Source organism: Tsuneonella mangrovi (assembly GCF_002269345.1).
GTDB lineage: Bacteria > Pseudomonadota > Alphaproteobacteria > Sphingomonadales > Sphingomonadaceae > Tsuneonella > Tsuneonella mangrovi.
Map to the genome: position 1 here is coordinate 1,029,670 of NZ_CP022889.1, position 23,857 is coordinate 1,053,526.

General features: G+C 64.9%; 19 protein-coding genes and 1 tRNA gene. 8 read left to right on the forward strand and 12 right to left on the reverse strand.

Translation table 11 applies throughout. The annotated features are described in order from the left end of the window. Positions 1 to 26: 26 nt before the first annotated feature. Both CJO11_RS05140 and CJO11_RS13265 read right to left on the reverse strand, forming a co-directional pair. A complete protein-coding gene (locus tag CJO11_RS05140) occupies positions 27 to 1,163 on the reverse strand; it encodes a GNAT family N-acetyltransferase (protein ID WP_169829138.1) in 1,137 nt (378 codons plus the stop codon). Next, positions 1,160 to 2,035, reverse strand: coding sequence for a cupin-like domain-containing protein (locus CJO11_RS13265; protein WP_169829139.1), 876 nt, complete (start codon positions 2,033 to 2,035; stop codon positions 1,160 to 1,162). Before CJO11_RS13265 ends, CJO11_RS05140 begins: the two co-directional genes overlap by 4 nt. Before the next feature lie 131 nt (positions 2,036 to 2,166). Here CJO11_RS13265 and rnd point away from each other — a divergent pair, with 131 nt between their 5' ends. Both rnd and CJO11_RS05150 read left to right on the forward strand, forming a co-directional pair. After that, positions 2,167 to 3,375 carry a ribonuclease D gene (rnd, locus tag CJO11_RS05145; protein WP_095011757.1) on the forward strand — a complete coding sequence of 403 codons (1,209 nt, stop codon included), beginning with the start codon at positions 2,167 to 2,169 and terminating at the stop codon, positions 3,373 to 3,375. Next, entirely contained in the window at positions 3,372 to 4,268 is an 897-nt protein-coding gene (locus CJO11_RS05150) for a hydrogen peroxide-inducible genes activator (protein ID WP_095011758.1), read from the forward strand. Before rnd ends, CJO11_RS05150 begins: the two co-directional genes overlap by 4 nt. A 9-nt stretch (positions 4,269 to 4,277) precedes the next feature. Here the strand turns inward: CJO11_RS05150 and CJO11_RS05155 are convergent, their stop codons facing one another. After that, positions 4,278 to 5,687 (reverse strand): DEAD/DEAH box helicase, encoded by a 1,410-nt coding sequence (locus tag CJO11_RS05155; protein WP_095013225.1) that lies wholly within the window; start codon positions 5,685 to 5,687, stop codon positions 4,278 to 4,280. A gap of 137 nt (positions 5,688 to 5,824) precedes the next feature. Further along, entirely contained in the window at positions 5,825 to 6,472 is a 648-nt protein-coding gene (locus CJO11_RS05160; protein ID WP_095011759.1) for a hypothetical protein, read from the reverse strand. A gap of 59 nt (positions 6,473 to 6,531) precedes the next feature. On the opposite strand from CJO11_RS05160, the gene CJO11_RS05165 reads away from it, so the two are divergent. Both CJO11_RS05165 and CJO11_RS05170 read left to right on the forward strand, forming a co-directional pair. Continuing rightward, positions 6,532 to 8,007: an FAD-binding oxidoreductase gene (locus CJO11_RS05165; RefSeq protein WP_095011760.1), complete on the forward strand. Its 1,476-nt coding sequence runs from the start codon at positions 6,532 to 6,534 to the stop codon at positions 8,005 to 8,007. Between the two features lie 80 nt (positions 8,008 to 8,087). Continuing rightward, positions 8,088 to 8,885: a SapC family protein gene (locus CJO11_RS05170; protein ID WP_095011761.1), complete on the forward strand. Its 798-nt coding sequence runs from the start codon at positions 8,088 to 8,090 to the stop codon at positions 8,883 to 8,885. Between the two features lie 223 nt (positions 8,886 to 9,108). Here the strand turns inward: CJO11_RS05170 and CJO11_RS05175 are convergent, their stop codons facing one another. Then, positions 9,109 to 10,044, reverse strand: a complete 936-nt coding sequence (locus tag CJO11_RS05175; protein ID WP_095011762.1) for an N-formylglutamate amidohydrolase — start codon at positions 10,042 to 10,044, stop codon at positions 9,109 to 9,111. A gap of 108 nt (positions 10,045 to 10,152) precedes the next feature. Here CJO11_RS05175 and cpdR point away from each other — a divergent pair, with 108 nt between their 5' ends. The 3 genes from cpdR to CJO11_RS05190 all read left to right on the forward strand — a co-directional run bounded on the left by cpdR (position 10,153) and on the right by CJO11_RS05190 (position 12,026). Further along, complete coding sequence (gene cpdR, locus CJO11_RS05180; protein ID WP_095011763.1) at positions 10,153 to 10,542, forward strand: cell cycle two-component system response regulator CpdR; 390 nt, start codon at positions 10,153 to 10,155, stop codon at positions 10,540 to 10,542. Between the two features lie 69 nt (positions 10,543 to 10,611). After that, positions 10,612 to 10,686, forward strand: a tRNA-Val gene (locus CJO11_RS05185). Positions 10,687 to 10,802: 116 nt separating this feature from the next. Beyond that, on the forward strand, positions 10,803 to 12,026 hold the full coding sequence (locus CJO11_RS05190; protein ID WP_095011764.1) for an NADP-dependent isocitrate dehydrogenase: 1,224 nt from the start codon (positions 10,803 to 10,805) through the stop codon (positions 12,024 to 12,026). Between the two features lie 61 nt (positions 12,027 to 12,087). On the opposite strand, the gene CJO11_RS05195 is transcribed toward CJO11_RS05190, so the two are convergent. Continuing rightward, positions 12,088 to 13,293 (reverse strand): FAD-dependent oxidoreductase, encoded by a 1,206-nt coding sequence (locus CJO11_RS05195; RefSeq protein WP_095011765.1) that lies wholly within the window; start codon positions 13,291 to 13,293, stop codon positions 12,088 to 12,090. Positions 13,294 to 13,331: 38 nt separating this feature from the next. Between CJO11_RS05195 and CJO11_RS05200 the strand changes: the two genes are divergently transcribed. Further along, positions 13,332 to 15,092 (forward strand): cation:proton antiporter domain-containing protein, encoded by a 1,761-nt coding sequence (locus tag CJO11_RS05200; protein ID WP_095011766.1) that lies wholly within the window; start codon positions 13,332 to 13,334, stop codon positions 15,090 to 15,092. A 6-nt stretch (positions 15,093 to 15,098) separates the two neighbouring features. Here the strand turns inward: CJO11_RS05200 and alaS are convergent, their stop codons facing one another. The 6 genes from alaS to smpB all read right to left on the reverse strand — a co-directional run bounded on the left by alaS (position 15,099) and on the right by smpB (position 23,810). Beyond that, a complete protein-coding gene (gene alaS, locus CJO11_RS05205; RefSeq protein ID WP_095013226.1) occupies positions 15,099 to 17,765 on the reverse strand; it encodes an alanine--tRNA ligase in 2,667 nt (888 codons plus the stop codon). Between the two features lie 74 nt (positions 17,766 to 17,839). Next, positions 17,840 to 18,664: a class I SAM-dependent methyltransferase gene (locus CJO11_RS05210; RefSeq protein WP_095011767.1), complete on the reverse strand. Its 825-nt coding sequence runs from the start codon at positions 18,662 to 18,664 to the stop codon at positions 17,840 to 17,842. 229 nt (positions 18,665 to 18,893) lie between these two features. Beyond that, positions 18,894 to 19,964 carry a recombinase RecA gene (recA, locus tag CJO11_RS05215; protein WP_095011768.1) on the reverse strand — a complete coding sequence of 357 codons (1,071 nt, stop codon included), beginning with the start codon at positions 19,962 to 19,964 and terminating at the stop codon, positions 18,894 to 18,896. A 267-nt stretch (positions 19,965 to 20,231) separates the two neighbouring features. After that, positions 20,232 to 22,661, reverse strand: coding sequence for a response regulator (locus tag CJO11_RS05220; RefSeq protein ID WP_095011769.1), 2,430 nt, complete (start codon positions 22,659 to 22,661; stop codon positions 20,232 to 20,234). A gap of 2 nt (positions 22,662 to 22,663) precedes the next feature. Further along, a complete protein-coding gene (locus CJO11_RS05225; RefSeq protein WP_095011770.1) occupies positions 22,664 to 23,200 on the reverse strand; it encodes a DUF2062 domain-containing protein in 537 nt (178 codons plus the stop codon). Positions 23,201 to 23,327: 127 nt separating this feature from the next. Continuing rightward, on the reverse strand, positions 23,328 to 23,810 hold the full coding sequence (smpB, locus tag CJO11_RS05230; RefSeq protein ID WP_095013227.1) for an SsrA-binding protein SmpB: 483 nt from the start codon (positions 23,808 to 23,810) through the stop codon (positions 23,328 to 23,330). Positions 23,811 to 23,857 lie beyond the last annotated feature (47 nt).

The following is a 23,857-nucleotide window of genomic DNA, read 5'->3' on the forward strand; positions in this document are numbered from 1 at the left end:
GCCCCTAGCGCCTGTCGCGCGGCGCGTCACCCCCCGACAGCAGCGAGTTGTTCGTCGTTTGCCGGCGCGCCGCGGATCACGCGCGCATGAAACCCTTCGAGCGCAAGGATCGAGCGGAAGGCCAATTGGCGGATCGGTCCGTTTAGCGCGACGCAGACATCGACCAACTGCGTCCGCTCGGGCCACAGCCTCGAGATCGGTTGCTGGTTGGGTGCCGAGCAGCTGTCGACCAGCCCTACCCCGCGCTCGACCAGCGACTGCGTGTAACGCGTCATCAGCACCAGCCCGGGGCCGAACTGTGCGTATTGCCCATCGAACGCCATCTTGAAGCCGAAGCAGCCGTGCCTTCCGGTCAGCAACGTCGTCTGGGCGATCGGACGGTCCCCGGCATGAAGCTGGGCCAGTTCGAACCGGCCAAGCGCGCTTCCCTCCTCGACGACGGCGCGAAAAAAAGCCTCGGTTTCCGGATCGCACGAAAGCGCGGAACCATTTTTGCCCTTCCAGCCAGAGCGCTCGAGCGCAAGGAACCCGTCGACCTCGGCCGCGATTTTGTCCGGATCGCGGGTGACAGTGAAACGCAAAGGGCCCAGCTCGCGCTCGATCTTGCGTTCGAGCGAACGGATCCTCGCTGCTTGCTTGGTGCCGATCGGAGGAACTTGCCCGCCGGGATCGGCCCTCAGGATCGCACGTTCGTAGCTCTGGTCGATCGCGACCGTCCGCCCTTGTTCGCGGCAAACCGCAAGCAACGCTTGTGCCCCCGGGTAGTCCGTCGCAAGGCATTGCAGGCCGATCGCGATTCGTCCGGGAAAATGCTCTTCGAGCCCGTCGAGCATGGCCTCCCAGAAGGATATGGCCATGCCCTCTCGCACCAGCGCGGCGACCTGGAACTGGTTGGGGTGGAACCAGGCGCGCACATGAGGCATCGGGGCGCGGCCATGGCGCCCTGCCCGGGCCAGCGGCAGCATTCCGATCCATTCGCCGTCGCCGTCTTCGACTACGGCCAGGCTGACCGCCTCGTCAGCGCGGCAATGGGCGAGCGACTGGCGCATGAACCACGGCTCGGTAAACGCCGGATGGCGGCCTGCAGACGCGCCCAATCGATCCCAAGCGGCGTGATCCGCCGGCGTCAGTGTCGCGGGATCAATGAGGCGCAGCCTCGTCATCCGTTCACACCCAGCCGTTTGAGCGCATGCCAGGCCAACGCGCGAAGCCGAGGCGAAGCAGGTTGCGCAGGCGGAGTGGGCGGCGACAGCCCGAATCCGCGCAGCCAGCGGTTGAGCCGGAAGGCGTCGTCCTGCGCGTAGCTCGAGGCCGAACGCCAGGTGATCGAGATCGAGATCGACGCTTCGTCCCCGACGGTGACCCAGTGCGGCGAACGATACGGCACGAACAGTGCATCGCCCGGCAGCAACCGCTCGTGCTGCCCTTGCTCGGCGAATTCCTCGCGCCATTCGAGCATGTTGTCGCCGGTCGCATGGTATTTCTCGCTCGCTTGCGGCGAAAGCCACGGCGCCCGCGGTTCGTAGGCGGCGAACACCTTTTCGCCCGCAACCTGGAACAGCACATTGAATTCGGGATCGAAGTGGAAGGGGGTCAGCGTGCCCGGTCCGGACACGAAGATGAAAACGTGCGGCGTCAGGACCTCCCCCAGCACAGGGCGCGTCACCGGGTCGAGCGCATCGAGCACCTCGCGCATCAGCGCTGCATACTCGGGCAATTGCTCGGCGAAACGCAGCATGACCCAGCGCCCTGCGGTCTCGATTTCGCGGATCACCGCTGCTGCGCCACCGTCGAGCCGGTCGGCGAAGGCGAATTCCTCGCCATTGCGGTTATCCGCCCGGCGGCACTCGACCAACGTCGGGTCCATTCGCATCGCGGCCTCGGCCAACGCCGCGCGGGTCAGCAGCGGATGGTCAACCAGCGCATGGCGCAACCGGTGCGGGCGGAGCGGAAAGCTCTCCGCCAACCCGGTCAATTCGACCAGTCCCGCCGGTCCAACCTGTGGGCGGGTAAGTGTTGCGACTTGCGCGGTCATGCGCGCGGGCATAACGCGATAACGTTAAGACAACCCTTTTCGGCCGGGCATCGTCGCTTGCCGCGACTTCGCGCCATTCCGGGGGGCCGGGAAGTTCGACGGGTACCAAAGACATAACCGACTGCCAGCAGATGAAAATCCACCCCCTGATCAGCACCACCGAAGAACTGGCCGAATTGTGCGAACGGCTGGCGAAGAGCGACTTTGTCACTGTCGACACCGAATTCATGCGCGAAAACACCTATTGGCCCGAACTGTGCCTGGTGCAGATCGCCAATACCGAGGAAGCGGCGGCGATCGACCCGCTGGCCGACGGGATCGACCTTGCCCCGCTGCTCGACCTGATGTGCGCCAACGAGGACGTGCTCAAGGTGTTCCACGCTGGCGGGCAGGACGTGGAGATCATCTACAACCTCACCCAGCGCACACCCCATCCGATCTTCGACACGCAGATCGCGATGATGGCGATCAGCCAATCCGAACAGATCGGCTATGCGAACCTGGTCGAGGCCTGGCTCGGCCTTACGATCGACAAGGGCGCGCGGTTCACCGACTGGAGCCGCCGCCCGCTGACCGAACGGCAGATCGAATACGCGATCGGCGACGTCACTCACCTATCGAAGATCTTCCCCAAGATCCTCAAGAAGCTGATCAAGACGGGGCGCGGCGCGTGGCTCGATGCCGAAATGGACAAGCTCGCCGATCCGGCGAACTACGCCAACGATCCCGGCAATGCCTGGCATCGCATCCGCGCACCCAGCCGCAATGCCACCGTGCTCGGGCGGCTGAAAAGCCTTGCCGCGTGGCGCGAAGGCGAAGCGCAGCACAAGAACATCCCGCGCGGCCGGATCATGCGCGACGAGACGCTGGCCGACCTTGCCAGCCACCCGCCGAAGAAGCAGGCCGACCTTGCCAAAGTCCGCGGCCTGTCCAACGCGTGGAAGGACAATGACATCGGCAAGCGGCTGATGAAGGTGCTCGACGAGGCCGAGCCGCTCGACAAGAGCGAGATGCCCGACAAGCCCAAGCGCGGCGCACCGCTGGGCAAGGAAGGCGCGCTGGTGGCCGACCTGCTCAAGCTGCTGCTCAAGATCCGCTCACGCGAGATCGACGTCGCCGCCCGCCTGCTGACCCGCAGCGACGAGATGGAAGCGCTCGCTGCCGGGGTGCGCGACCTCGCGGTGCTCGACGGCTGGCGCTACGAGGTGTTCGGCAAGGACGCACTCGACCTGGTCGAAGGCAAGCTGGCCTTCGCGGTCGAGAACGGACGTCTGAAAATGACCCATATCGACGATGTCGACACCGATGACGTGACCCAGGGCGCACTGGCTGCGGAGTGAGCACTTACCTGCCCACTATCAAGCAACTGCAATACCTCGTTGCACTCCACGAACACGGGCATTTCGGCAATGCGGCGGAAGCGAGCTTCGTGTCGCAATCTACCCTGTCGGCGGGCATCCGCGAGCTCGAATCGCTGCTCGGCGTAACCTTGGTCGAACGTAGCCGCCGGGTCGTGCGGTTCACTCCGCTGGGCGAACAGGTGGTGGCCAAGGCGCACCGCCTGTTGCGCGAGGCCGAGGAGCTCTCCGACCTGGTACAGGCCAGCGGCAAGCCGCTGGCGGGCGAATTGCGCATGAGCGTCATCCCGACGATCGCTCCGTTCCTGCTTCCGCGCATCCTGCCGCGGCTGCGCAAGGAACGTCCGGCCCTAAAGCTGTTCCTGCGCGAAGAAACCAGCGACCATGCGATCGAGAGCCTGCATCACGGCCGCGCCGATTGCGTGCTGCTGGCGCTACCCTTCGCGACTGGCGAAGTCGAATACGAGCACATCGGAGACGATCGGCTGTTCGTCGCTTTCCCGAAAAACGATCCGCGCGATCCGCCCGAGAGCATCCCGCCCTCGATGATCGACGAAGGTCGGCTGCTGCTGCTCGAGGACGGACACTGCCTCAAGGATCACGCGCTGGCAGCGTGCAACCGGCCCGAACTGCGCGCGAGCGCAACGATGATTGGAACCAGCCTGCACACGCTGGTGCAGATGGTCGACAACGGATTGGGCCTGACGATGCTACCCGAAATGGCGCTCGAGGCGGGGATCCTGCACGATACCGACGTCGTCGCGCGTCCACTCAAGGGCAAGGCGCCGAGCCGCGAAATCGCGCTGGTGTGGCGCAAGAACTCCCCGCGCGGCGACGAGTTCAGGCTGCTGGCGGAAGAATTGCGGGCCGGCTGAACCGTCCGGTCAGTTACCGAGCGCCGACACCCCGAGGAAGCCGGGCTGCGGGCCGTTCCATTCGCCCGCCGGCACCGATTCCTCATCGGCATCGCGGCGCCGCGATGCGCGCGCGGGCTTGGTCGCTTCGCTGCGAGCCTTGGGCTCCCGCTTCGGGCTCTCGGCCTTGTCCGGAGCGGCCTCGACCGACTCTTCGGAATTCTTCCGGCCGCGACCGCGCTTGGGCCGCTCGTCGGCCTCGTTCTTGTCCTCGACTTCGCGGTCGGGCTGCTTTTCGGGAGCGGCGGCCAATTCGACGCGCACGTCCTTCTTGCCGAACACCGGGATCGCACTGCCGGTCAGCTTCTCGACGTTGGCGATCGCTTCGGCATCATCCTCGGCCACGAACGTGAATGCGCGCCCCTTGGCCCCGGCGCGGCCCGTGCGGCCGATGCGGTGGACGTAGTCGTCGGGGTGCCACGGCGTGTCGTAGTTGAATACGTGGCTGACGCCCTTGATATCGAGCCCACGCGCGGCAACGTCGCTGGCGACGAGGATGTTGACCTCGCCCGCCTTGAACCGGTTCAGTTCGGCGATGCGGCTTGACTGGTCCATGTCGCCGTGGATTTCGCTGCTGGCGAAACCTTCGCGCTGCAGCGCCTTGTTGAGTTCGCGCACCGTCGTCTTGCGGTTGGAAAACACGATCGCGGTTTCGACCAGGTCGTGGCGCAACAGCCAAGTCAGCGTCTCGCGCTTCTGGCGGCTCTTCACCGGGATCTTGAACGCGGTGATATCCTTGTTGGTGGTCGCCGCGCGGCTGACCTCGATCCGCTTGGGATTGTTGAGGAACTTCTTCGCCAGCTTCTCGATCGGCGGCGGCATCGTCGCGCTGAACAGCATCGTCTGGCGGGTTTCGGGCAGCTTGGAGCAGATGAACTCGATATCGGGGATGAACCCCATGTCGAGCATCCGGTCAGCCTCGTCGATCACCAGCAGTTCGCAGCCGTTGAGCAGGATCTTGCCGCGTTCGAACAGGTCCATCAGCCGGCCCGGGGTCGCGATCAGCACATCGACACCCTCGTCGAGCGCCTTGAGCTGGTCGCCCATCTGCACCCCGCCGATCAGCAGCGCGAGCGTGAGATCGTGGTTCTTGCCGTACTTCTCGAAGTTTTCCGCCACCTGCGCGGCGAGTTCGCGGGTCGGCGCGAGGATCAGCGAGCGCGGCATCAGTGCGCGGCGCCGACCGTGATTGAGGATGTCGATCATCGGCAGCACGAAGCTGGCAGTCTTGCCGGTGCCCGTCTGGGCGATGCCGATCAGGTCCTTCATCATCAAGACCGGCGGGATCGCCTGCGCCTGGATCGGGGTCGGCTCGGTATAACCGGCGTCCTCAACCGCCTTGAGCAATTCGGGAGAGAGGCCGAGATCGGCGAACGTCATAAAGCCAGTGTGTTTCCGGGTTGTGCGGGCACGATCGCCCTTCGATGGATTGCGGTATTCCGCCATCCGTAATTTCGCGCGAGCCTTGCGCACGCACGGCGGCGAAAGTCAAGGAATTGCGGCGTGAAAGTGGCGGATCAGTTGCCGTCGTCTTCCACCAGTCGACGCATCCGGCTGATCGTACAGTTGCTTCCGGCCCGCGAATGGATTCGATCGCGGCCCACGCACATCTGCCCGTCCCCGGTCCGCTCGAGATAGAACCCGGCGTAAAAATCGCGCGCGTCACAGCTCTTGTCGAGGTGCGCCGCAACCAGCCGGTTGTCGCGCATGAACAGCAACAACTCATCGGGGCCGCGCGGCTGAGCGGCGGCGATTCCCGCAACCGAGACGCATTTGCCCATCGGCCGTTCGACCAGCTGCGGCGGTGGCGGTGGCGGAGGAGGCATAGGGACATCCATGTCGGCAAAACTGCTCGGCCGCACGGCGCTTCCACGTGGTGAAATACGAATGATCACGCGCTGTTCGATCCGCACTTGGCGAGCGACCGGAGTTGCTTCGACAGGCTTCATCGGGAGCCAGGATTCCGCACTCGCCTGGATCGCCTGTTCTGTCGCGGCAAGCTGTGCCGACGGCACCTGAGCGCCATCGCCGACCATCGTCGGGACGAGCAACGCCAGCGGCGCGGCAAAGGCGAACAAGGCATTCATGGCAACCGTCGGGCGCATGCCCGACTTCGATTCCCCGTGTTTCTTCCCTTGCGTCCCATAGTTCGCGCGGTTGAACATCGCCTTAATCCATCCGGGCTGGCGCGGCGGGGCATCGATGTGCGATAGGCTCGCCCACGATGGTGGATACTGCTCGATTCCTCTCCGAAGCGGAGGCACTGCTCGGACCGCGCGGCCTGACCCGCGACCCGGACCTCGTCGATCCGTGGCTGACCGACTGGCGCGGGCGGTTCACGGGGAATGCGCTGGCGCTTGCCTCTCCCGCTTCGACCAAGGAAGTGTCAGAACTGGTCAAGCTCTGCGCCCGACACGGCGTCCCGATCGTACCGCAAGGCGGCAACAGCGGGATGTGCGGCGGCGCAACGCCTGACCGGACTGGCAAATCGGTAATCCTTTCGCTGCGCCGGATGGACGCGATCCGCAAGATCGATTGCGAAGCCGGGGAAGCGGTGTGCGAGGCCGGTGTGATCCTGCAATCGCTACACGAAGCCGCCGAAGCGCAAGGCGTGCGGTTCCCGCTTACGCTCGGCGGCAAGGGATCGGCCACCGTTGGCGGGCTGGTCTCGACCAACGCCGGCGGCACCCAGGTGTTGCGCCACGGGTCGATGCGGGCACAAGTACTCGGTCTCGAAGCGGTGCTGGCCGACGGTGAAGTGTTCGATGCGCTGACCGTGCTCAAGAAGGACAACCGCGGGTTCGACCTCAAGCAGTTGCTGATCGGGTCAGAAGGGACGTTGGGGATCGTAACCGCTGCAACCCTGAGGCTGCTGCCCGCAATTGCCGAGCGGCGCGTCTTGTGGGCCGGGGTCACCTCGCTCGAAGGCGCCCGCGAGCTGCTGCTGCACTGCCAGAAGGTTGCCGGGGCGGCACTGGAAGGATTCGAAGTGATCCCGCAAGGCACGCTGGCCGACGTGGTGCGTCACTTGCCGGGATCGCGCGCGCCGCTCGCTGGCGACCATGCGTGGCACGCGCTGATCGAACTGGTCGCCGAGCGTGGCAATGACGCGGAGACGCTCGGAACGCTGGCAGAAACCTTGCTCGAAAGCGCGTTCGAGGCCGGTTTGCTGGAAGACGCAGTGATCGCCGCCAACGAATCGCAAGCCGAAGCCTTCTGGCTGCTGCGCGATTCGATCGCACCTGCCGAGCGCGAGAAAGGTCCCGCAGTACAGCACGACATTTCAGTGCCGGTCGACCGGATGCCGGCCTTCGTTGCCGCGGCAGTCCCGCAGATCGAAGCGGCGTGGCCCGGAACCGAAGCGATCGCATTCGGGCATCTGGGGGACGGCAACGTCCATTTCCATGTCATCGCTCCGCCCGGGGTCGACCCGATCGGGTGGCAGGAAGGCGACGGCAAGAAAATCAGCCACCAGGTCTATGCGCTGGTGACCCAATGGCACGGCTCGATCAGCGCAGAGCACGGAATCGGCCAGCTCAAGCGCGAGGAATTCGCCGAATTCGGCGACCCGGTGGCCATCGCGATGATGCGCCACGTCAAACAGGCGCTCGACCCGCAAGGGCTGCTCAACCCGGGCAAGCTTGTCCCGCCAGGGCACCTTGCCGAACGCCAGCTTGCACAAGGGAGCGACGCTGCCTAAAGCGGCGCGCATCTTGCGCGGCGGTGCCTGGCGCATCGCAGCGTTTTCGACTTTCGCATTTTTGACACTGGAGACATTCAATGGCCAGCGCGCCGCAACCCGAACTGCCCCTGTTCTACAAGGACCTCATGCCGCTCAACAGCCGCGATCACGTCAAATGGAGCAGTAAGCCCTTCGATTCACTCAACTGGGCGGACAACCAGCACGCGATCCCGCTGACGGTCGATGAGTTCGTGCAGGCACAACGCGATTTCCCGATCGTGTTCAGCTCGGGCGACAACCCGGTTCCGCTCGCGCTGATGGGCCTCAATGAGAACGTCAACGTTTTCATCGATGAAAACGGCAAGATCAACGAGCCGGTGTACATCCCGGCATACATCCGCCGCTATCCCTTCATGCTCGCCCGGTTGCAGGCCGATTCCAACGAGCTGTCGCTGTGCTTCGATCCGACCGCCGGCGTGGTCGGCGAATTCGACGAAGGCGAGCGCCTGTTCGACGACGAAGGCAAGGTTTCGCCTGCCGGCCAGGCAGCGCTCGATTTCTGCGAGCAGTTCGAGCAGGCCGGTGCCCGCACACAGGCTTTCGTCGACGAAATCAAGAAGCATGATCTGTTGATGGAAGGCGAGATCGCCATCACCGATCCTGCCAAGCCCGACCAGCCGTTCGTCTATCGTGGATTCCAGATGATCAACGACGAAAAGGTTCGCGAGCTTGACGAAAAGACTGTGACCGAATGGACCAAGAATGGGCTGCTCGCCCTTGTCTACGCCCACATCTTCTCGCTCGACCTCATGCGCGCGGTCTTTGCCCGGCAAATGGGCCAGGGCAAGGTCCCGCAGCCGAGTGCGCTCCAGGCTGCTCCGGTCGCCGGCGCCTGACGATCCGCAGGGCATCCGGCCGCAATCCCGGAAGGATGCCCTGAGTTCGACCCGCGGGCGGCACTTGAATTGAGCCGCCTCCCGTCCTATTTCTGCTTTGTCCGGTGTGTGCTTCCCTCATGGCCGCCCCGGGCGGATGCACTTCGGTGCATCACCTCCCTGAACCTTGGCCACCTCGTGCGTTGCACGAGGTGGTTTTTTCTATCGGTCGTTCGCTTCGCGCCTATTCCGCAGCCAGCGCAAAGGCCGAGCCGCGTCCCAGCGCGGCCACCTGATCGGCCAGCTCGCGCACCATCCCTGCCAGCACCCCGGCAACATGCGGCAAATTCGCCGAGGGCTCGCGCAAGTGCCTGTCGAGATAGGTGGAGCGGCACACTTCGACCTGCATTGCGTGGATTCCGCGTGCAGCGGCGCCGTGACGATCGAGCACAAATCCGCCCGCATAAGGGCGATTGTGGGCGATCGGTCGGCCTTGCCGCTCAAGATAGGCCAATGCCACCGACGAGAGCGCCGGATCGCAGCTGGCACCGAACCTGTCGCCGATCACGAATTCTGCCGGTCGGTGCCCTGGATGGCGTGGCTGGAGCGGCGGCATGGAATGCAGGTCAACCAGCAACGCCGCCCCCCAGCGATCGCGGAGCGATTCGAGGGTTTCGGCCAGTGCGCGATGATACGGCCGGTGAATCCCGTCGACCCGCGCCTCGAGATCGGCTTGTTCGATCCGGCCGGTCCACAGATCGCCAATCCCGGCGAGTCTGCTCGGCACAAGGCCAAGACCGCCGCGCGCGCGGCGATTGGTCAACGAATGGCGCACAGAACGCGGAGCGCTGCCATCGACCACCGACCAGTCGATGTCATCGACCGAGCGATTGAGGTCGAGCATCGCCCGCGGTGCACGGGCGACCAGCAACGCAGCTCCGGTCTGCTCGGCGACGATCTCCGCCAGCCGGTCGACAAGCCGATCCTCGAGACGCAGCTTGGCGTCTTCGGCGTGGCGCATCCGCTGCACCAGGTCCGGGGGATACGAACGGCCGCCGTGCGGCGCGGCGATCAGCACCGGGATTGGCGCATCGGAATGCACCGAAAGTGCAAAGGCAGCCTCCTTGCTGCCGGGAATCGACCCTCCGGACCGGACTGTGCGTGGACTGGCGGCGGACATCGCTGCCAGCGTTAACCAACCGCGGCGCGCTGTCAAAGCCTGTCTCAAAGCAGGCCAGTGGGCGCGTCGGGAAAGATTTCTTAAGCAGCAGCGGCTATAAATCACGCAATGGACGGACCGGGTAAATATCGAATCCTCCTCGCCGAGGACGACGACGCCATGCGCACGTATCTGTCGCGTGCGCTGGAGAACGCCAACTACGAGGTTGTTGCGGTAGACCGCGGCACCGCGGCCGTTCCGCTGCTCGAAAGCGAAGAATTCGACCTGCTGCTGTCCGACATCGTGATGCCGGAAATGGACGGGATCGAACTGGCGCAGCGGTGCAACGAAGTTTCGCCGACGACCAAAGTGATGTTCATCACCGGCTTCGCTGCAGTGACACTCAAGGCCAGCCGCGAACAGCCGCGGGCCAAAGTCCTCTCCAAACCGTTCCACCTGCGCGACCTCGTGCTGGAGGTCGACCGGGTGTTCGAAGGCGATGCGCAAGCGAGCCTTTGAGGCTCTTGCGCGCTGCCCAAGCACTCGCTACATGGCCGCCTCGCCGCGCAAGCGGCTGCTCGATGGTGTGGGCGTATAGCTCAGTGGTAGAGCACTATGTTGACATCGTAGGGGTCGGAAGTTCAATCCTTCCTACGCCCACCATCGAAGGCTAATGCAAGGGCGTCGCGCAAGCGGCGCCTTTTGCAAATGGGGGCAAACTTGCGCGCACGCGCCCACCTGCTAAAGCGCGCCCGATTATCCATACGAACAGGACGGACATGGCCAAGATCAAGGTGAAGAACCCGGTCGTCGAAATCGACGGCGACGAGATGACCCGCATCATCTGGCAGTGGATCCGCGAACGGCTGATCCAGCCCTATCTCGATATCGACCTGCTCTACTACGACCTGTCGATCGAAATGCGCGACCAGACCGACGACCAGATCACGGTCGATGCGGCCAATGCGATCAAGCAGCACGGCGTGGGCGTGAAGTGCGCCACGATCACCCCGGACGAAGCGCGGGTGGAGGAATTCCACCTCAAGAAGATGTGGAAGAGCCCCAACGGCACGATCCGCAACATCCTGGGCGGCGTGGTGTTCCGCGAACCGATCGTGATCGACAATGTGCCGCGGCTGGTGCCGGGCTGGACCGATCCGATCGTGGTCGGCCGCCACGCGTTCGGCGACCAGTACCGCGCCACCGACACGCTGATCCCGGGCAAGGGCAAGCTACGGCTGGTGTTCGATGGCGAGGACGGGAAGACCATCGATCTCGAGGTGTTCGATTTCCCGTCGAGCGGCGTCGCGATGGCGATGTACAACCTCGACGATTCGATCCGCGACTTCGCCCGCGCGAGCTTCAACTACGGGCTCAACCTCGGCTGGCCGGTCTACCTGTCCACCAAGAACACGATCATGAAAGCCTACGACGGGCGCTTCAAGGACCTGTTCCAGGAAGTCTACGACACCGAGGGCTTCGCCGAAAAGTTCAAGGAAGCGGGCATCCACTACGAACACCGCCTGATCGACGACATGGTCGCTTCGGCGCTCAAGTGGAACGGCAAGTTCGTGTGGGCTTGCAAGAACTATGACGGTGACGTGCAGTCCGACGTGGTGGCGCAGGGCTTCGGTTCGCTCGGCCTGATGACCTCGGTGCTGATGGCACCCGACGGCAAGACCGTGGAGGCCGAGGCCGCCCACGGCACCGTCACCCGTCACTATCGCCAACACCAACAGGGCAAGGCGACCAGCACCAATCCGATCGCCAGCATCTTCGCGTGGACCCGCGGGCTGATGTATCGCGGCAAGTTCGACGATACGCCCGATGTGGTGAAGTTCGCCGAAACGCTCGAGAGGGTCTGCATCAAGACCGTCGAGAGCGGCAAGATGACCAAAGACCTCGCGCTGCTGATCGGCCCCAACCAGAGCTGGTTGACGACCGAGCAGTTCTTCGAAGCGATCGTGAACAACCTGGAGACGGAAATGGCCAACTGGGCCTGATCCGCACTTTAGCGAGACGACAATGAAGCCCCCGCATCGCCGGGGGCTTTTTTTGTACCCGTCAGGCGGCGATTGGCGCGGTTAGCTTCTCACGCCGGAACCCGAAACCGATCAGCCGTGCCGGCAATTGGCGGAGCATCGGGAAGCGGTCGGCAATCCGCAGCGGCAGCGGTGCCTTGCGCCCGGTGCTGTCCGATTCGAGAACCGGCTCGATCATCGCTTCGTGCGCGAGTTTCTGCACGCCCTGCACGATCCGCACCGGCAGTGCCCGGCGATCCTGCACCTTGTGCAGCAGTGCATCGACATTCTCGCCTGCGGCCAGCGGCGCGGCGAGAAAATTGGCGGCGCAAACCGCATCCTGGATCGCAAGGTTGATCCCGACCCCGCCGACCGGGCTCATCGCGTGCGCGGCATCGCCGATCGCCAGCAGGCCCGGCCTGTGCCAGCACTCGAGCCGGTCGAGCGAGACCGACAGCAGCTTGACCTTGTCCCAGTCGGAAAGAGCCTCTGCAAGATCGGGCAAATCGGGCGCGGCCTCGAGCACCCTGGCGCGGAAATCGGCAATCGGCTGCTGCCGGAGCGCGTCCGCGCCGCCCTTGGCGATAATGAAGGCCGCTTGCCAGTAGCTCGCGCGGTCAAACAGCACGAGCATCTGCCCGCCCTTGATTTGCCCGCGTAGCCTTGAACCGGGCGCGGGCTTGGGCACCTTGAACCACAACACGTCGATCGGCACGCCCAGATCGTGGAGGGGCAGGATGTGCTGGCAGCGCACGAGCGAGCCACGCCCGTCGCACATCAGCACCAGCTTGCGCGCGACGTGGCGCGTCCCGTCGGCCATCGTTACGCCGGTGAAGCGCCCGTCCGTCTGGTCGAGACCCGTGACTTCACCCGGCATCGCGAGGTGGAATCCGGGAAAGCCGCGCGCCTTTTCGCGCAGGAAATCGAGGAAGTCCCACTGCGGCATCATCGCAATGAACGGCGCCGGAGTGTCGAGATGGGTGAAGTCGGCGAACTGGTAGGTCCGATCTTCCCAAGTAAACTCTGCACCGTCCATCCGGTTGTGCGGAAGCTGCAGGAATTCCTCAAGCCAACCAAGTTCCGACAGGATCTCCATCGTCGCCGGGTGAACCGTGTCGCCGCGAAAATCGCGAAAGAAGTCGGGGTGCTTTTCCAGCACCATCACGTCGACCCCGCTGCGCGCCAGCAACAGTCCTGCCATCATGCCCGCCGGACCGCCGCCGACGACGATTACGTCGTGCTCTGCCATTTGGTGACAATGCGCCGTTCGCCCGATACTTTCAACGCATGGCCGCCGAACTCGATGCCCCGATGCTGTCCGACGCGCTGGTGATCCTAGGGGCCGCCGGGATCGTGATCCCCGTGTTCCACCGTTTCCGCATCACCCCGGTCATCGGGTTCATCCTGATCGGTATCGCTGTCGGCCCATTCGGCCTCGGCACTCTGGTGCCCAGCTATCCGTGGCTCGCGCACTTCACGATCACCGATTCGACGGGGCTCACCCCGTTCGCCGAGTTCGGGATTATCCTGCTGCTGTTCACCATCGGGCTGGAGCTGTCGTTCGGCCGCCTGTGGACGATGCGGCGGCTGGTGTTCGGCCTCGGCGCGATGGAATTGCTGATAACCGGCACGTTAGTGGCCGCATTCCTCATGGCGCTTGGCCAGCACTGGACCGGGTCAATCGGGCTCGGGCTCGCGCTTGCGCTGAGTTCCACCGCGATCGTGTTGCCGATCAGTGGGACGACCAGCCCGGTCGGTCGCGCGGCGCTGTCGATGCTGCTGTTCGAAGATATCGCGATCGTGCCGATCATCTTCATGCTCGGCGCGATGGCTCCGTATGCGGGTGAAGCGGGTTGGTCGGGCTTGCTTGCCACGCTGTGGCAAGGCGGGCTGGTGGTGCTGGTCCTGTTGGTGCTCGGTCGCCTCGCCCTACCCCGCCTGTTTGCACAAGCGGCAAGGACGAAGAGCCCTGAACTGTTCCTCGCCGCCAGCCTGCTGGTGGTGATCGGAGCCAGCCTTGCGACTGCCGCCGCCGGCCTTTCACCGATTGTCGGAGCGTTGATCGCCGGATTGCTGATCGCAGAGACAGAATACAGCGGCGAAGTCGAGGGAATCACCGAACCCTTCAAGGGGCTGGCGCTCGGCATTTTCCTCATCACCGTGGGGATGAGCATCGACCTCGCGACGATCTGGGACAACCTCGGCACGCTGGCGATTGCGGTCACCGGGGTGCTGATCCTGAAGGCCTGCGTCACTGGCGTTCTGTTGCGGCTGATGGGTGCCCGGCGCGGAACCGCAGCAGAGACCGGGGTGCTGATGGCCAGCCCCAGCGAAACGACACTGATCGTGCTGACCGCAGCCAGCGCAGCCCAGCTGATCGAGCCGCAAACCGCGCAGTTCTGGCAGATTGTCACAGCGATCGGCTTGACGGTGACCCCTCTGCTGGCGCGGCTTGGCCGGGTGATCGGACGGCAGGTCGATCCGATCCCCGAGTTGCCCGAGGAAGATCGTGGGGTTCCACGCGTCATCATCGTCGGCGCTGGACGGGTCGGGCGGCTGGTAGCCGACATGCTTACGGTGCACGGCAAACCCTACATCGCGATCGATTCCGATGCGGACCTGATCGAACGGGCCCGGCGGATGGGCTACCAGGCGACTTTCGGCGATGCCGCGCGCGGCCATGCGCTCGACCGGCTCGGGATCGACCACGCGCTGGCCGCTATCCTGACGATGGACGAGCCGGTGCTGGCGCAGCGCCTGACCGCCAAGCTGCGCGCGGCACACCCCGACCTGCCGATTATCGCCCGCGCGCGCGACACGGCTCACGCTGGCGAACTCTACCGCGCCGGGGCGACCCACGCAGTGCCAGAAACGCTGGAGAGCTCGCTTCAACTGTCGGAGGCTGTGCTAGTCGATCTTGGCGTGGCGATGGGGCCGGTGATTGCCTCGATCCACGAAAAGCGCGACGAATTCCGCGCGCAGATCCAGCAGGACGCGCAACTCGAGCACAAGCCCAAACTGCGCACCTCGACCGTCGAAAGCGACTGAGCGGGTTTACGCCGCAGCGGTTTCCCCGGCGAGGATGCGCCGCACTGCGGTGATCGCCTCCTCGGCCTTGCTACCGTCGGGTCCGCCGCCCTGCGCCATATCGGGCCGCCCGCCGCCGCCCTTGCCGCCGAGCGCCGCCACGCCAGCGCGCACGAGATCGACCGCACTGAACCGGCCCGTCAGGTCGTCGGTTACGCCCACCGCGAACGCCGCCTTGCCGTCGTTGACCGCGCAGATCGCGGCGACGCCAGAGCCCATCCGCTGCTTGGCTTCGTCGAGCAGACCGCGCAACTCCTTCGCTTCGAGCCCGTCGATCACCTGTCCGCTGAAGGTCACGCCACCAACATCCTCGTCCGCCGGGCCGCTCGCGGTACCGCCACCGCCCAGCGCCAGTGCCTTCTTCGCTTCGGCCAGTTCGCGCTCGAGCCGCTTGCGCTCATCCATCAGCGCAGCAATCCGCCCAGGAACCTCTTCCGGCGTCGCGCGAATGACCGCGGCAGCATCCTTGAGCGCGTCTTCGCGGTGGACCAGCCAGCGGCGCGCAGCTTCGCCGGTCAACGCCTCGATACGGCGCACGCCTGAACTGACCGCGCTTTCCGAAACGATCCGGAAGATCCCGATATCGCCGGTCGCGCGCACATGGGTGCCGCCGCACAGTTCGATCGAATAGCTCTTTCCGTCGCTGCCTGCATGGCCCATCGACAGCACGCGCACTTCGTCGCCATATTTTTCGCCGAACAGCGCCATCGCGCCCGCCGCGATTGCATCGTCGGGGCTCATCAGCCGGGTCAAGACTGTATCGTTGTGGCGGATCTCGGCGTTCACTTCGGCTTCGACCGCCGCGATATCCTCGTCGCTCAGCGCCTTGGGATGCGAGAAGTCGAACCGCAGGCGGTCTTCCGCCACCAGTGAGCCCTTCTGCGTCACGTGATCGCCCAGCCGGTTGCGCAGCGCGGCATGGACGAGGTGCGTTGCCGAATGGTTCGCACGGATCCGGTCGCGCCGGTCGGCATCGACCCACAGGTGGACAGTGTCGCCCGCCTTGATCGCACCCGCCTCGATTTTGCCGTGGTGCGCGTGCAAGCGACCGAGCGGCTTCGACGTATCGTCGACCGCGATCTGGAGTCCGTCCGGCGTCGTGATCGTTCCCGCGTCGCCCGCCTGCCCGCCGCTTTCGCCGTAGAACGGGGTCTGGTTGACGAGGACGATGACCTCGTCGCCAACTGCCGCGCTGTCGACTTCCTTGCCATCCTTGACCAGCGCGACGACCCGGCCTTCGCCTTCGGTCGAGGAATAGCCGGTAAACTCGGTCCCGCCTTCGCGCTCGGCAATGTCGAACCACAGCTCGCCGTCGGCGGCCTGCCCGCTGCCCTTCCACGCAGCGCGCGCGGCGGCCTTCTGGCGGTCCATCGCTGCGTCGAACCCGGCGCGATCGACCGCGATGCCGCGGCTGCGCAGCGCGTCTTCGGTCAGGTCGTAAGGAAAGCCGTAGGTGTCGTAGAGCTTGAACGCTGTTTCACCATTGAGGCTCGCGCCCTCGCCCATCCCGGCGGTCGCTTCCTCGAGCAGGCCGAGACCCTTTTCGAGCGTGCGGCGGAACTGGGTTTCCTCGCGTTCGAGGGTTTCCTCGATCAGCGGCTGTGCGCGGCCAAGCTCGGGATAGGCCTGGCCCATTTCGGTCACCAGCGCAGGCACCAGACGGTGCATCAGCGGCTGCTTCGCGCCCAGCAGGTGCGCGTGGCGCATCGCGCGGCGCATGATCCGCCGCAGCACGTATCCGCGCCCTTCGTTCGATGGCAGCACGCCGTCGGCGAGCAGGAAGCTGGTCGAACGCAAATGGTCGGCAATCACGCGGTGGCTGGCCTGTTGCTCGCCTTCGGCCTTCACTCCGGTCAGGCTCTCGCTTGCAGCGATCAGTTCCTTGAAGGTATCGGTGTCGTAGTTGTCGTGCACGCCCTGCAGCACCGCCGCGATGCGCTCGAGCCCCATGCCGGTGTCGATGCTCTTCTTGGGCAGGTCGCCGACGATCTCGCCAGCCACCTGCTCGTTCTGCATGAACACGAGGTTCCATACTTCGACGAAGCGATCGCCATCCTCATCCGGGCTGCCGGGAGGGCCGCCGAAGATGTGATCGCCATGATCGTAGAATATCTCCGAACACGGGCCGCACGGGCCATCGTCGCCCATCGCCCAGAAGTTGTCCTTCGTCGGTATGCGGATGATCCGCTCTTCGGGCAGGCCGCTGATCTTGCGCCACAGGTCGAATGCTTCGTCGTCGGTGTGGTAGACGGTCGCGGTCAGCCGGTCGGCCGAAATGCCCCATTCCTTCGTGAGCAGGGTCCAGGCGTGGATGATCGCCTGTTCCTTGAAGTAGTCGCCGAAGCTGAAGTTGCCGAGCATTTCGAAGAACGTGTGGTGCCGAGCGGTGTAGCCTACGTTGTCGAGATCGTTGTGCTTGCCGCCTGCTCGCACGCATTTCTGGCTGCTGGTAGCGGTCGGGCTGGGCGGGGTTTCCAGCCCGGTGAACACGTTCTTGAACGGCACCATCCCCGCGTTGACGAACATCAGCGTGGGATCGTTGTAAGGCACCAGCGGTGCGCTCGGCACTTCGCGGTGTCCGGCACCCGCGAAATAGTCGAGGAAACTGCGGCGGATTTCGTTGGTCGACGTCATAACCACCCGCAGTTAGTTGCTGCGCGCCGAGGCGACAAGCGCAATTGGTGCGCCAGAGCGATCGCCGTGTGCGATCAGCCGTTTCGGGCTGATACGATCCACGCGGCGGCGGGGAACAGCACCATGTTGCCGTCACGGTGCCTTTCGAGAAATGGCTGCAAGCGCGCGCGGAAGGCCTCGCGTTCCTGTCCTTCGAGTGAAGCGGCTATGCGCGCTGCCGGCCCGATCAGGAAGAAGAACTCCTCTGCATCGGCCACTGGATCTTCTCCCGATCCGGCAACGAACGCGTAGTCGACCGGCTCGAATGCGATGTCGCTCCAGCCGGAACGCGCGAGGATCGATTCAACCCGCGTGGTATCGGCGAACGCGAACGGACCTGGGGCATCTGGCTGAGGCGGCGCCCCTCCGCTACCGGGCAGGAGCGCGGCCAAGCCGCTTGCCCACTCGTTGTCTTCCGGGGTGCGGAAGCACGAGAACACCAACCGGGCACCATCAGCCGCTATGCTACGCAAGTGGCTGAATGCTGCGACCGGGTCGGGAAAGAACATCACGCCGTGGCGCGACACCAGCAGGTCGGGCCGGGCACCCTCCGGCTTCCATTCGGCAGCGTCGCATTCCACGAACTTCACACGGTCCTGTTGCGCTCCGCGTTCGCGCGCCGCAGCCAGCAAGTTGCTGCTGATGTCGATGCCGGTGACGCGCGCTTGTGGGTGGCCGCGGGCCAGCGCGAGCGAGACCTCGCCCGCTCCGCAACCGATATCGAGCACGCTTGAGAAATTGCCTGCGTTCGCCCGACCCAGGAGCCTGTCGGTGAGGCCGCTGAAGCTGCGGTCGGTCCGCCGCCATTCGTCGGCCCACTTGCTGCCCACCTTGCCGCGCCAATCGGCTCCATCGGTCATACGCTGGTCTCCTTGCGCTGCATGCCGATCGGTTCGGCGCGCATATGTTTTCGCTGTAACCCGAGGCGCGGAGCTAGCATGGCATGTTGCAGCAAAAAAGAGAGCGGCGCATCGAGGGCAAAGAAAAGCCGGTGCGGACTCCTCGGGCAGAGGGAGTACTCGCACCGGCTTCCCGGGTTCATCGGGTGCGCCGGGGAGGTTCGGGGTTGGCGCACCCAGGGGGTGAGGATCAGTCGTCGGATTCCGCGTCCGGGCCCGTCATCATTTCCTCGGCGACAGCATCGGTCCGGCCGCGGATCGCGGCTTCCAGCTGGTCGCAAACTTCGGGATTTTCCTTGAGGTATTGCTTGGCGTTCTCGCGGCCCTGCCCGATGCGGATACTGTCGTAGCTGAACCAGCTGCCCGACTTCTCCACCAAGCCGGCCTTGACGCCGAGGTCGAGGATCTCGCCGATCTTCGAGATGCCTTCCCCGTACATGATGTCGAATTCGACCTGCTTGAACGGCGGAGCGACCTTGTTCTTGACGACCTTCACGCGGGTCGAGTTGCCGATGATTTCGTCGCGATCCTTGATCTGCCCGGTGCGACGGATGTCGAGGCGGACCGAAGCGTAGAACTTGAGCGCGTTGCCGCCGGTGGTCGTTTCCGGGTTGCCGTACATCACGCCGATTTTCATGCGCAGCTGGTTGATGAAGATCACCATGCACTTGCTGCGGTTGATCGAGCCGGTCAGCTTGCGCAGGCTCTGGCTCATCAGGCGGGCCTGGAGGCCGACGTGGCTATCGCCCATCTCGCCTTCGATTTCCGCCCGCGGCACCAGCGCAGCGACCGAATCCACCACCAGTACGTCGATCGCGTTCGAGCGGACCAGCGTGTCGGTGATTTCCAGCGCCTGTTCGCCGGTATCGGGCTGCGAGACGATCAGTTCGTCGATATCGACGCCGAGCTTCTTGGCATAGACCGGGTCGAGCGCGTGTTCGGCATCGACGAACGCGGCGGTACCGCCAGCCTTCTGCGCTTCGGCGATCACGTGCAACGCGAGCGTGGTCTTGCCGGAGCTTTCCGGCCCGTAGACCTCGATCACGCGGCCTTTGGGCAAACCGCCGACGCCGAGCGCGATATCGAGGCCGAGCGACCCGGTCGAAATCGATTCGACGTTCATCGCTTCCTTCTGGCCCAGCTTCATCGCCGAGCCCTTGCCGAATGCGCGATCGATCTGCGCGAGTGCGGCATCAAGTGCCTTCTGACGGTCCGTATCCACGTTCTTGCCTTCTACCAGCTTCAGGTTCGCTGCCGCCATGACATATGCCTCCGTCGTTTGCCTAGGCCCCCTGCCCGGTCATCAACTGTGGCATTATGTATCTGGTTTGTTCCACAAGAACAAGTATGGAACAAAATTTTTTCAATTCGCCAGCAAATCACTGTAATTATTGCGATACGTCACCCGCAAGGTTAGTCAAAACCAAGCCAGCAGACACGTTCACCGGCGGCTCGTTCTCCAATCGGCGAATCCGGCAAGACCCGATCGATTCCCTGCCGAACCAGCCTGCTAACAGCCGATGCAGCCCTATTTCGCGGCGTGTTCGCCAAGGATCGCGGCCACGGTGTCGGATATCTGCTGGACGCTGAACGGCTTGGGCATGAAGTGCATCGCTTCGATGTCGATCTCGTTGCGTAGTTGCTCTTCGGCATAGCCCGACATGAACAGGATCGGCAGGCGCGGCTTCACCTTGCGGATCTGCCTGGCCATTGCCGGTCCGTCCATGACCGGCATCACGACATCGCTCACGACGAGGTCGAAATCGCCGCCATTGGCAACCGCCGCCAGCCCTTCCTCGCCATCACTGCAGGCGGTGATCGTGTAGCCGGCGCGGCTGAGCGCACGCTCGGCGACGGCGCGGACCATGTCCTCGTCTTCGACCAGCAGCAGCTTGCCGCCGCCCGACCACGCCTTGGCGGGTTCGGCCGGCTTGTCCTTGCGCGCGGGGGACGCTTCGGCGTGGTGAACCGGGAAATAGATGCTGAAGCGCGCGCCTTCGGGCGGGCCGACCGCGGGGATGTTGTCGGCAAAGATGAACCCGCCCGATTGCTTGACGATGCCGTAGACGGTCGACAGCCCAAGGCCGGTTCCCTTGCCCAGCTCCTTGGTGGTGAAGAACGGCTCGAAGATCTTGCCCAGCAGGTCAGGCGGGATCCCGCCGCCGGTATCCTGCACCACCAGCACGGTATAGTCCGCCTCGGGGATTATCTCGCTCGCCATCTTGCGCACGTCCTTGGCGGTGACGCGGCGGGTCGCGAGCGACACCTTGCCGCCGTTACCCTTTGCCAGCATGGCGTCACGCGCGTTGACCACGAGGTTGACGATCACCTGTTCGAGCTGTTGGGGATCGGCACGGACCGCGCCGAGGTCGCGGTCATGGCGCACCACCAGTTCGATCTTCTCGCCCAGCAGCCGCTTGAGCAGCATCGCCACTTCGCTGATCACGTCGGGCAACTGGAGGACTTCGGGCCGCAGGGTCTGCTGGCGGCTGAACGCGAGCAGTTGGCGGGTCAGCGCGGCAGCGCGGTTCGAATTGGCCTTGATCTGCTGGATGTCGTCGTAGTCGCTGTCACCCGGGGTATGGCGCAGCAACATCAGGTCGCACGTGCCGATCACCGCGGTCAGCACGTTGTTGAAGTCGTGCGCTACCCCGCCCGCCAGCTGGCCCACCGCCTGCATCTTGGTCGCTTGTGCCACCTGCCGTTTGAGCCGGGTTTCCTCGGTCGAATCGACCAGGCTCAGCAGCACCGCGACTTCGCCCAACCCGCGCACCCCGGCGATGCCCAGCGAAACCGGATCGTCGGGCGTACCGCGCAGGCGGATCGCCATGTCGCCGCTGGTCGCGGGCCCCTTGCCGAACCGTCGCACCGCGTCGGACACCGCGCCCTTGTCTTCGCGCGCGACGAGGTCGGAGGGAAATTGCGGCAATTCGCCATCCTCGATCCCCGCCGCCCGCCGGAACGCCGCGTTAGCGAACAAGAAGCGTCCGTCGCGATTTGTCACTGCAAGCCCAAGGGGCAACGCGCCGAGTAGCGATTCGAGCTGCGGAGTGGATTGCCCGCTGCCCTCGCTCGCGCCAAGCCCGACCGCGCTATCGACCAGCAGCATCAATGACGGGCCTTCGTCCGGCCCCGGCACCCGGGTGGCTTGCGGATCGCCCAGCGGGACATGGACGAGCGTCTGCGGGCTGCCGCTTCGTCCCTCGCGGGCGAAGTAGATCTGGTCGCGCTCGTCGGTGCGCAGCAGCGCGGCGAAGTCCTGCCCGGCAAGAGTCGCCTTGGCATCGCCGGTCGCCCGTTCGGCGAAACCGGGGCCGCTGGCCGTGACCGTGCCGTCGGGAGCGACGATCGCCGCTTCGATCCCCGCGCGCGAAAGAAGTTGCCCGAGCTGGCCGGAAATCCGGCTGGACATTTCGGTCAGCGCATCTTCCTGCGCCACCGGGCGAAACCGCCAGACAAGGTAGTCCTCGCCGCGCCCTGCGCGTTCGGCGGTCACTGTCCAAGTGGTTTCGCCGTCGGCTGATACAACGTCGTCCGCCGCGCCCGTGCCGTCACGCCAGGCTTCGCGGGCGGCACGCGTGAGTGCCTCGAGCCCGGCCCGGTCGAGCGCAAGACCCGGCGGGGCAGCACCGATCCCGAACCATTCGGCGTAGGCGGCATTGGCACATACCAACCGATTGGCCCGATCGGCAATCGCCACCGCTACGCCTGACTGGTCGAGCGCAGCGACCGTCACCGACCAGTCGGGCGGCGCCAGCTCCTGCCGGTCGCTCGCCGGGCGCATCCGCGAAAACGCGAACCCCGCCGCCAGCAGGACCGCTAGGCCTCCCGCGAACGCCAGCGTAACTATCGTCTCGCCGCTGGCCAGCCACAGGAGCAGCACACTGGCAGCCAGCGCGGCAGCCACCCCGCCGAGCAGCAGCGGAGCGCGCAACGTTTCCGCCTCGCCCCCCTTCACGCTCACTTGCCTGCACCCAGCCGCTGGTCGAGCCGCGCTTCCATCTTCTTCAGCCGCGCCCTGCGCCTGCTGGCGACGATGAACCGCCAGGCGACGTTGGTCGCGAAATAGCCGAGCACCGAAAACACGATCGCCATGACCAGGAAACCGACCGCGGCTGCTCCGGCAAGCTGGAAGAATTCGGTGAACCACGTCCACGGGCCCGAAGCGATCGACGAATGCGAGGCATCGACCGTGGCGGCGTCCAGCTTGAGCATGAAACGCCCGATCTTGGTCGCCAGCACCGCCCAGAACGGGAATGTGAACGGGTTGGTGATGAATGTCACAAGCGCCGCGAGCGGCACGTTGGCCCGCGTCGGTAGTGCAAGGAAGGCTGCGAGGAAAATCTGCCCGACCGGCACGATGAACCCGGCGAACAGTCCCAGAGCAACCCCGCGCGGGACCGAGCGGCGAGTGAAGCGCCACAGCTCGGGGCTCAGGAAACGATGCGCGATAGGGGCGAGAAAGCGGTTCTTCGCCATGCCTTCGCGCGTCGGCATGTTCCTGTTGGCCCAACGGGAGAAGGGATTGGACATTTGCCGTCCAGATACACCTTTTGCTTGGCCTTTAAAGGGGCAGCCCGACGAAGCCGCGCGATTGTTCGGCCAACTGCCGAAAGCAACCGACTCAGCCGCGCTCCCGCATCAGCCGGGCCTTGTCGCGCTTCCAGTCGCGCTCCTTGATCGTCTGGCGCTTGTCCTGCGCCTGCTTGCCCTTGGCGAGTGCAAGCTCGACCTTCGCCCGCCCTTTCGCGTTGAAGTAGATGCTGAGCGGGACCAGCGTCATCCCCTTGCGTTCGACCGCCCCTGTCAGCTTGTCTATCTCGCGCGCATGGAGCAGCAGCTTGCGCGGGCGGCGCGGCTCGTGGTTGAAGCGGTTGCCGTGGCTGAATTCGGGCACGTTGGCGTTGACCAGCCAAACCTCTCCGCCGCGCACTTCGGCATAGCTTTCCGCGATCGACGCTTCGCCCGCGCGCAGGCTCTTCACTTCGGTCCCGGTGAGCATCAGGCCCGCCTCGAACGTGTCCTCGATAAAATAGTCGAACCGCGCGCGCCGGTTTTCGGCGACGGTCTTTTGCTTGTCGAACGTGGCGGGTTTCGGGCGGGCCATGGTGGCGGGGATGTAGGCGGTGAGCGCCACAAGGGAAAGGGCAACCC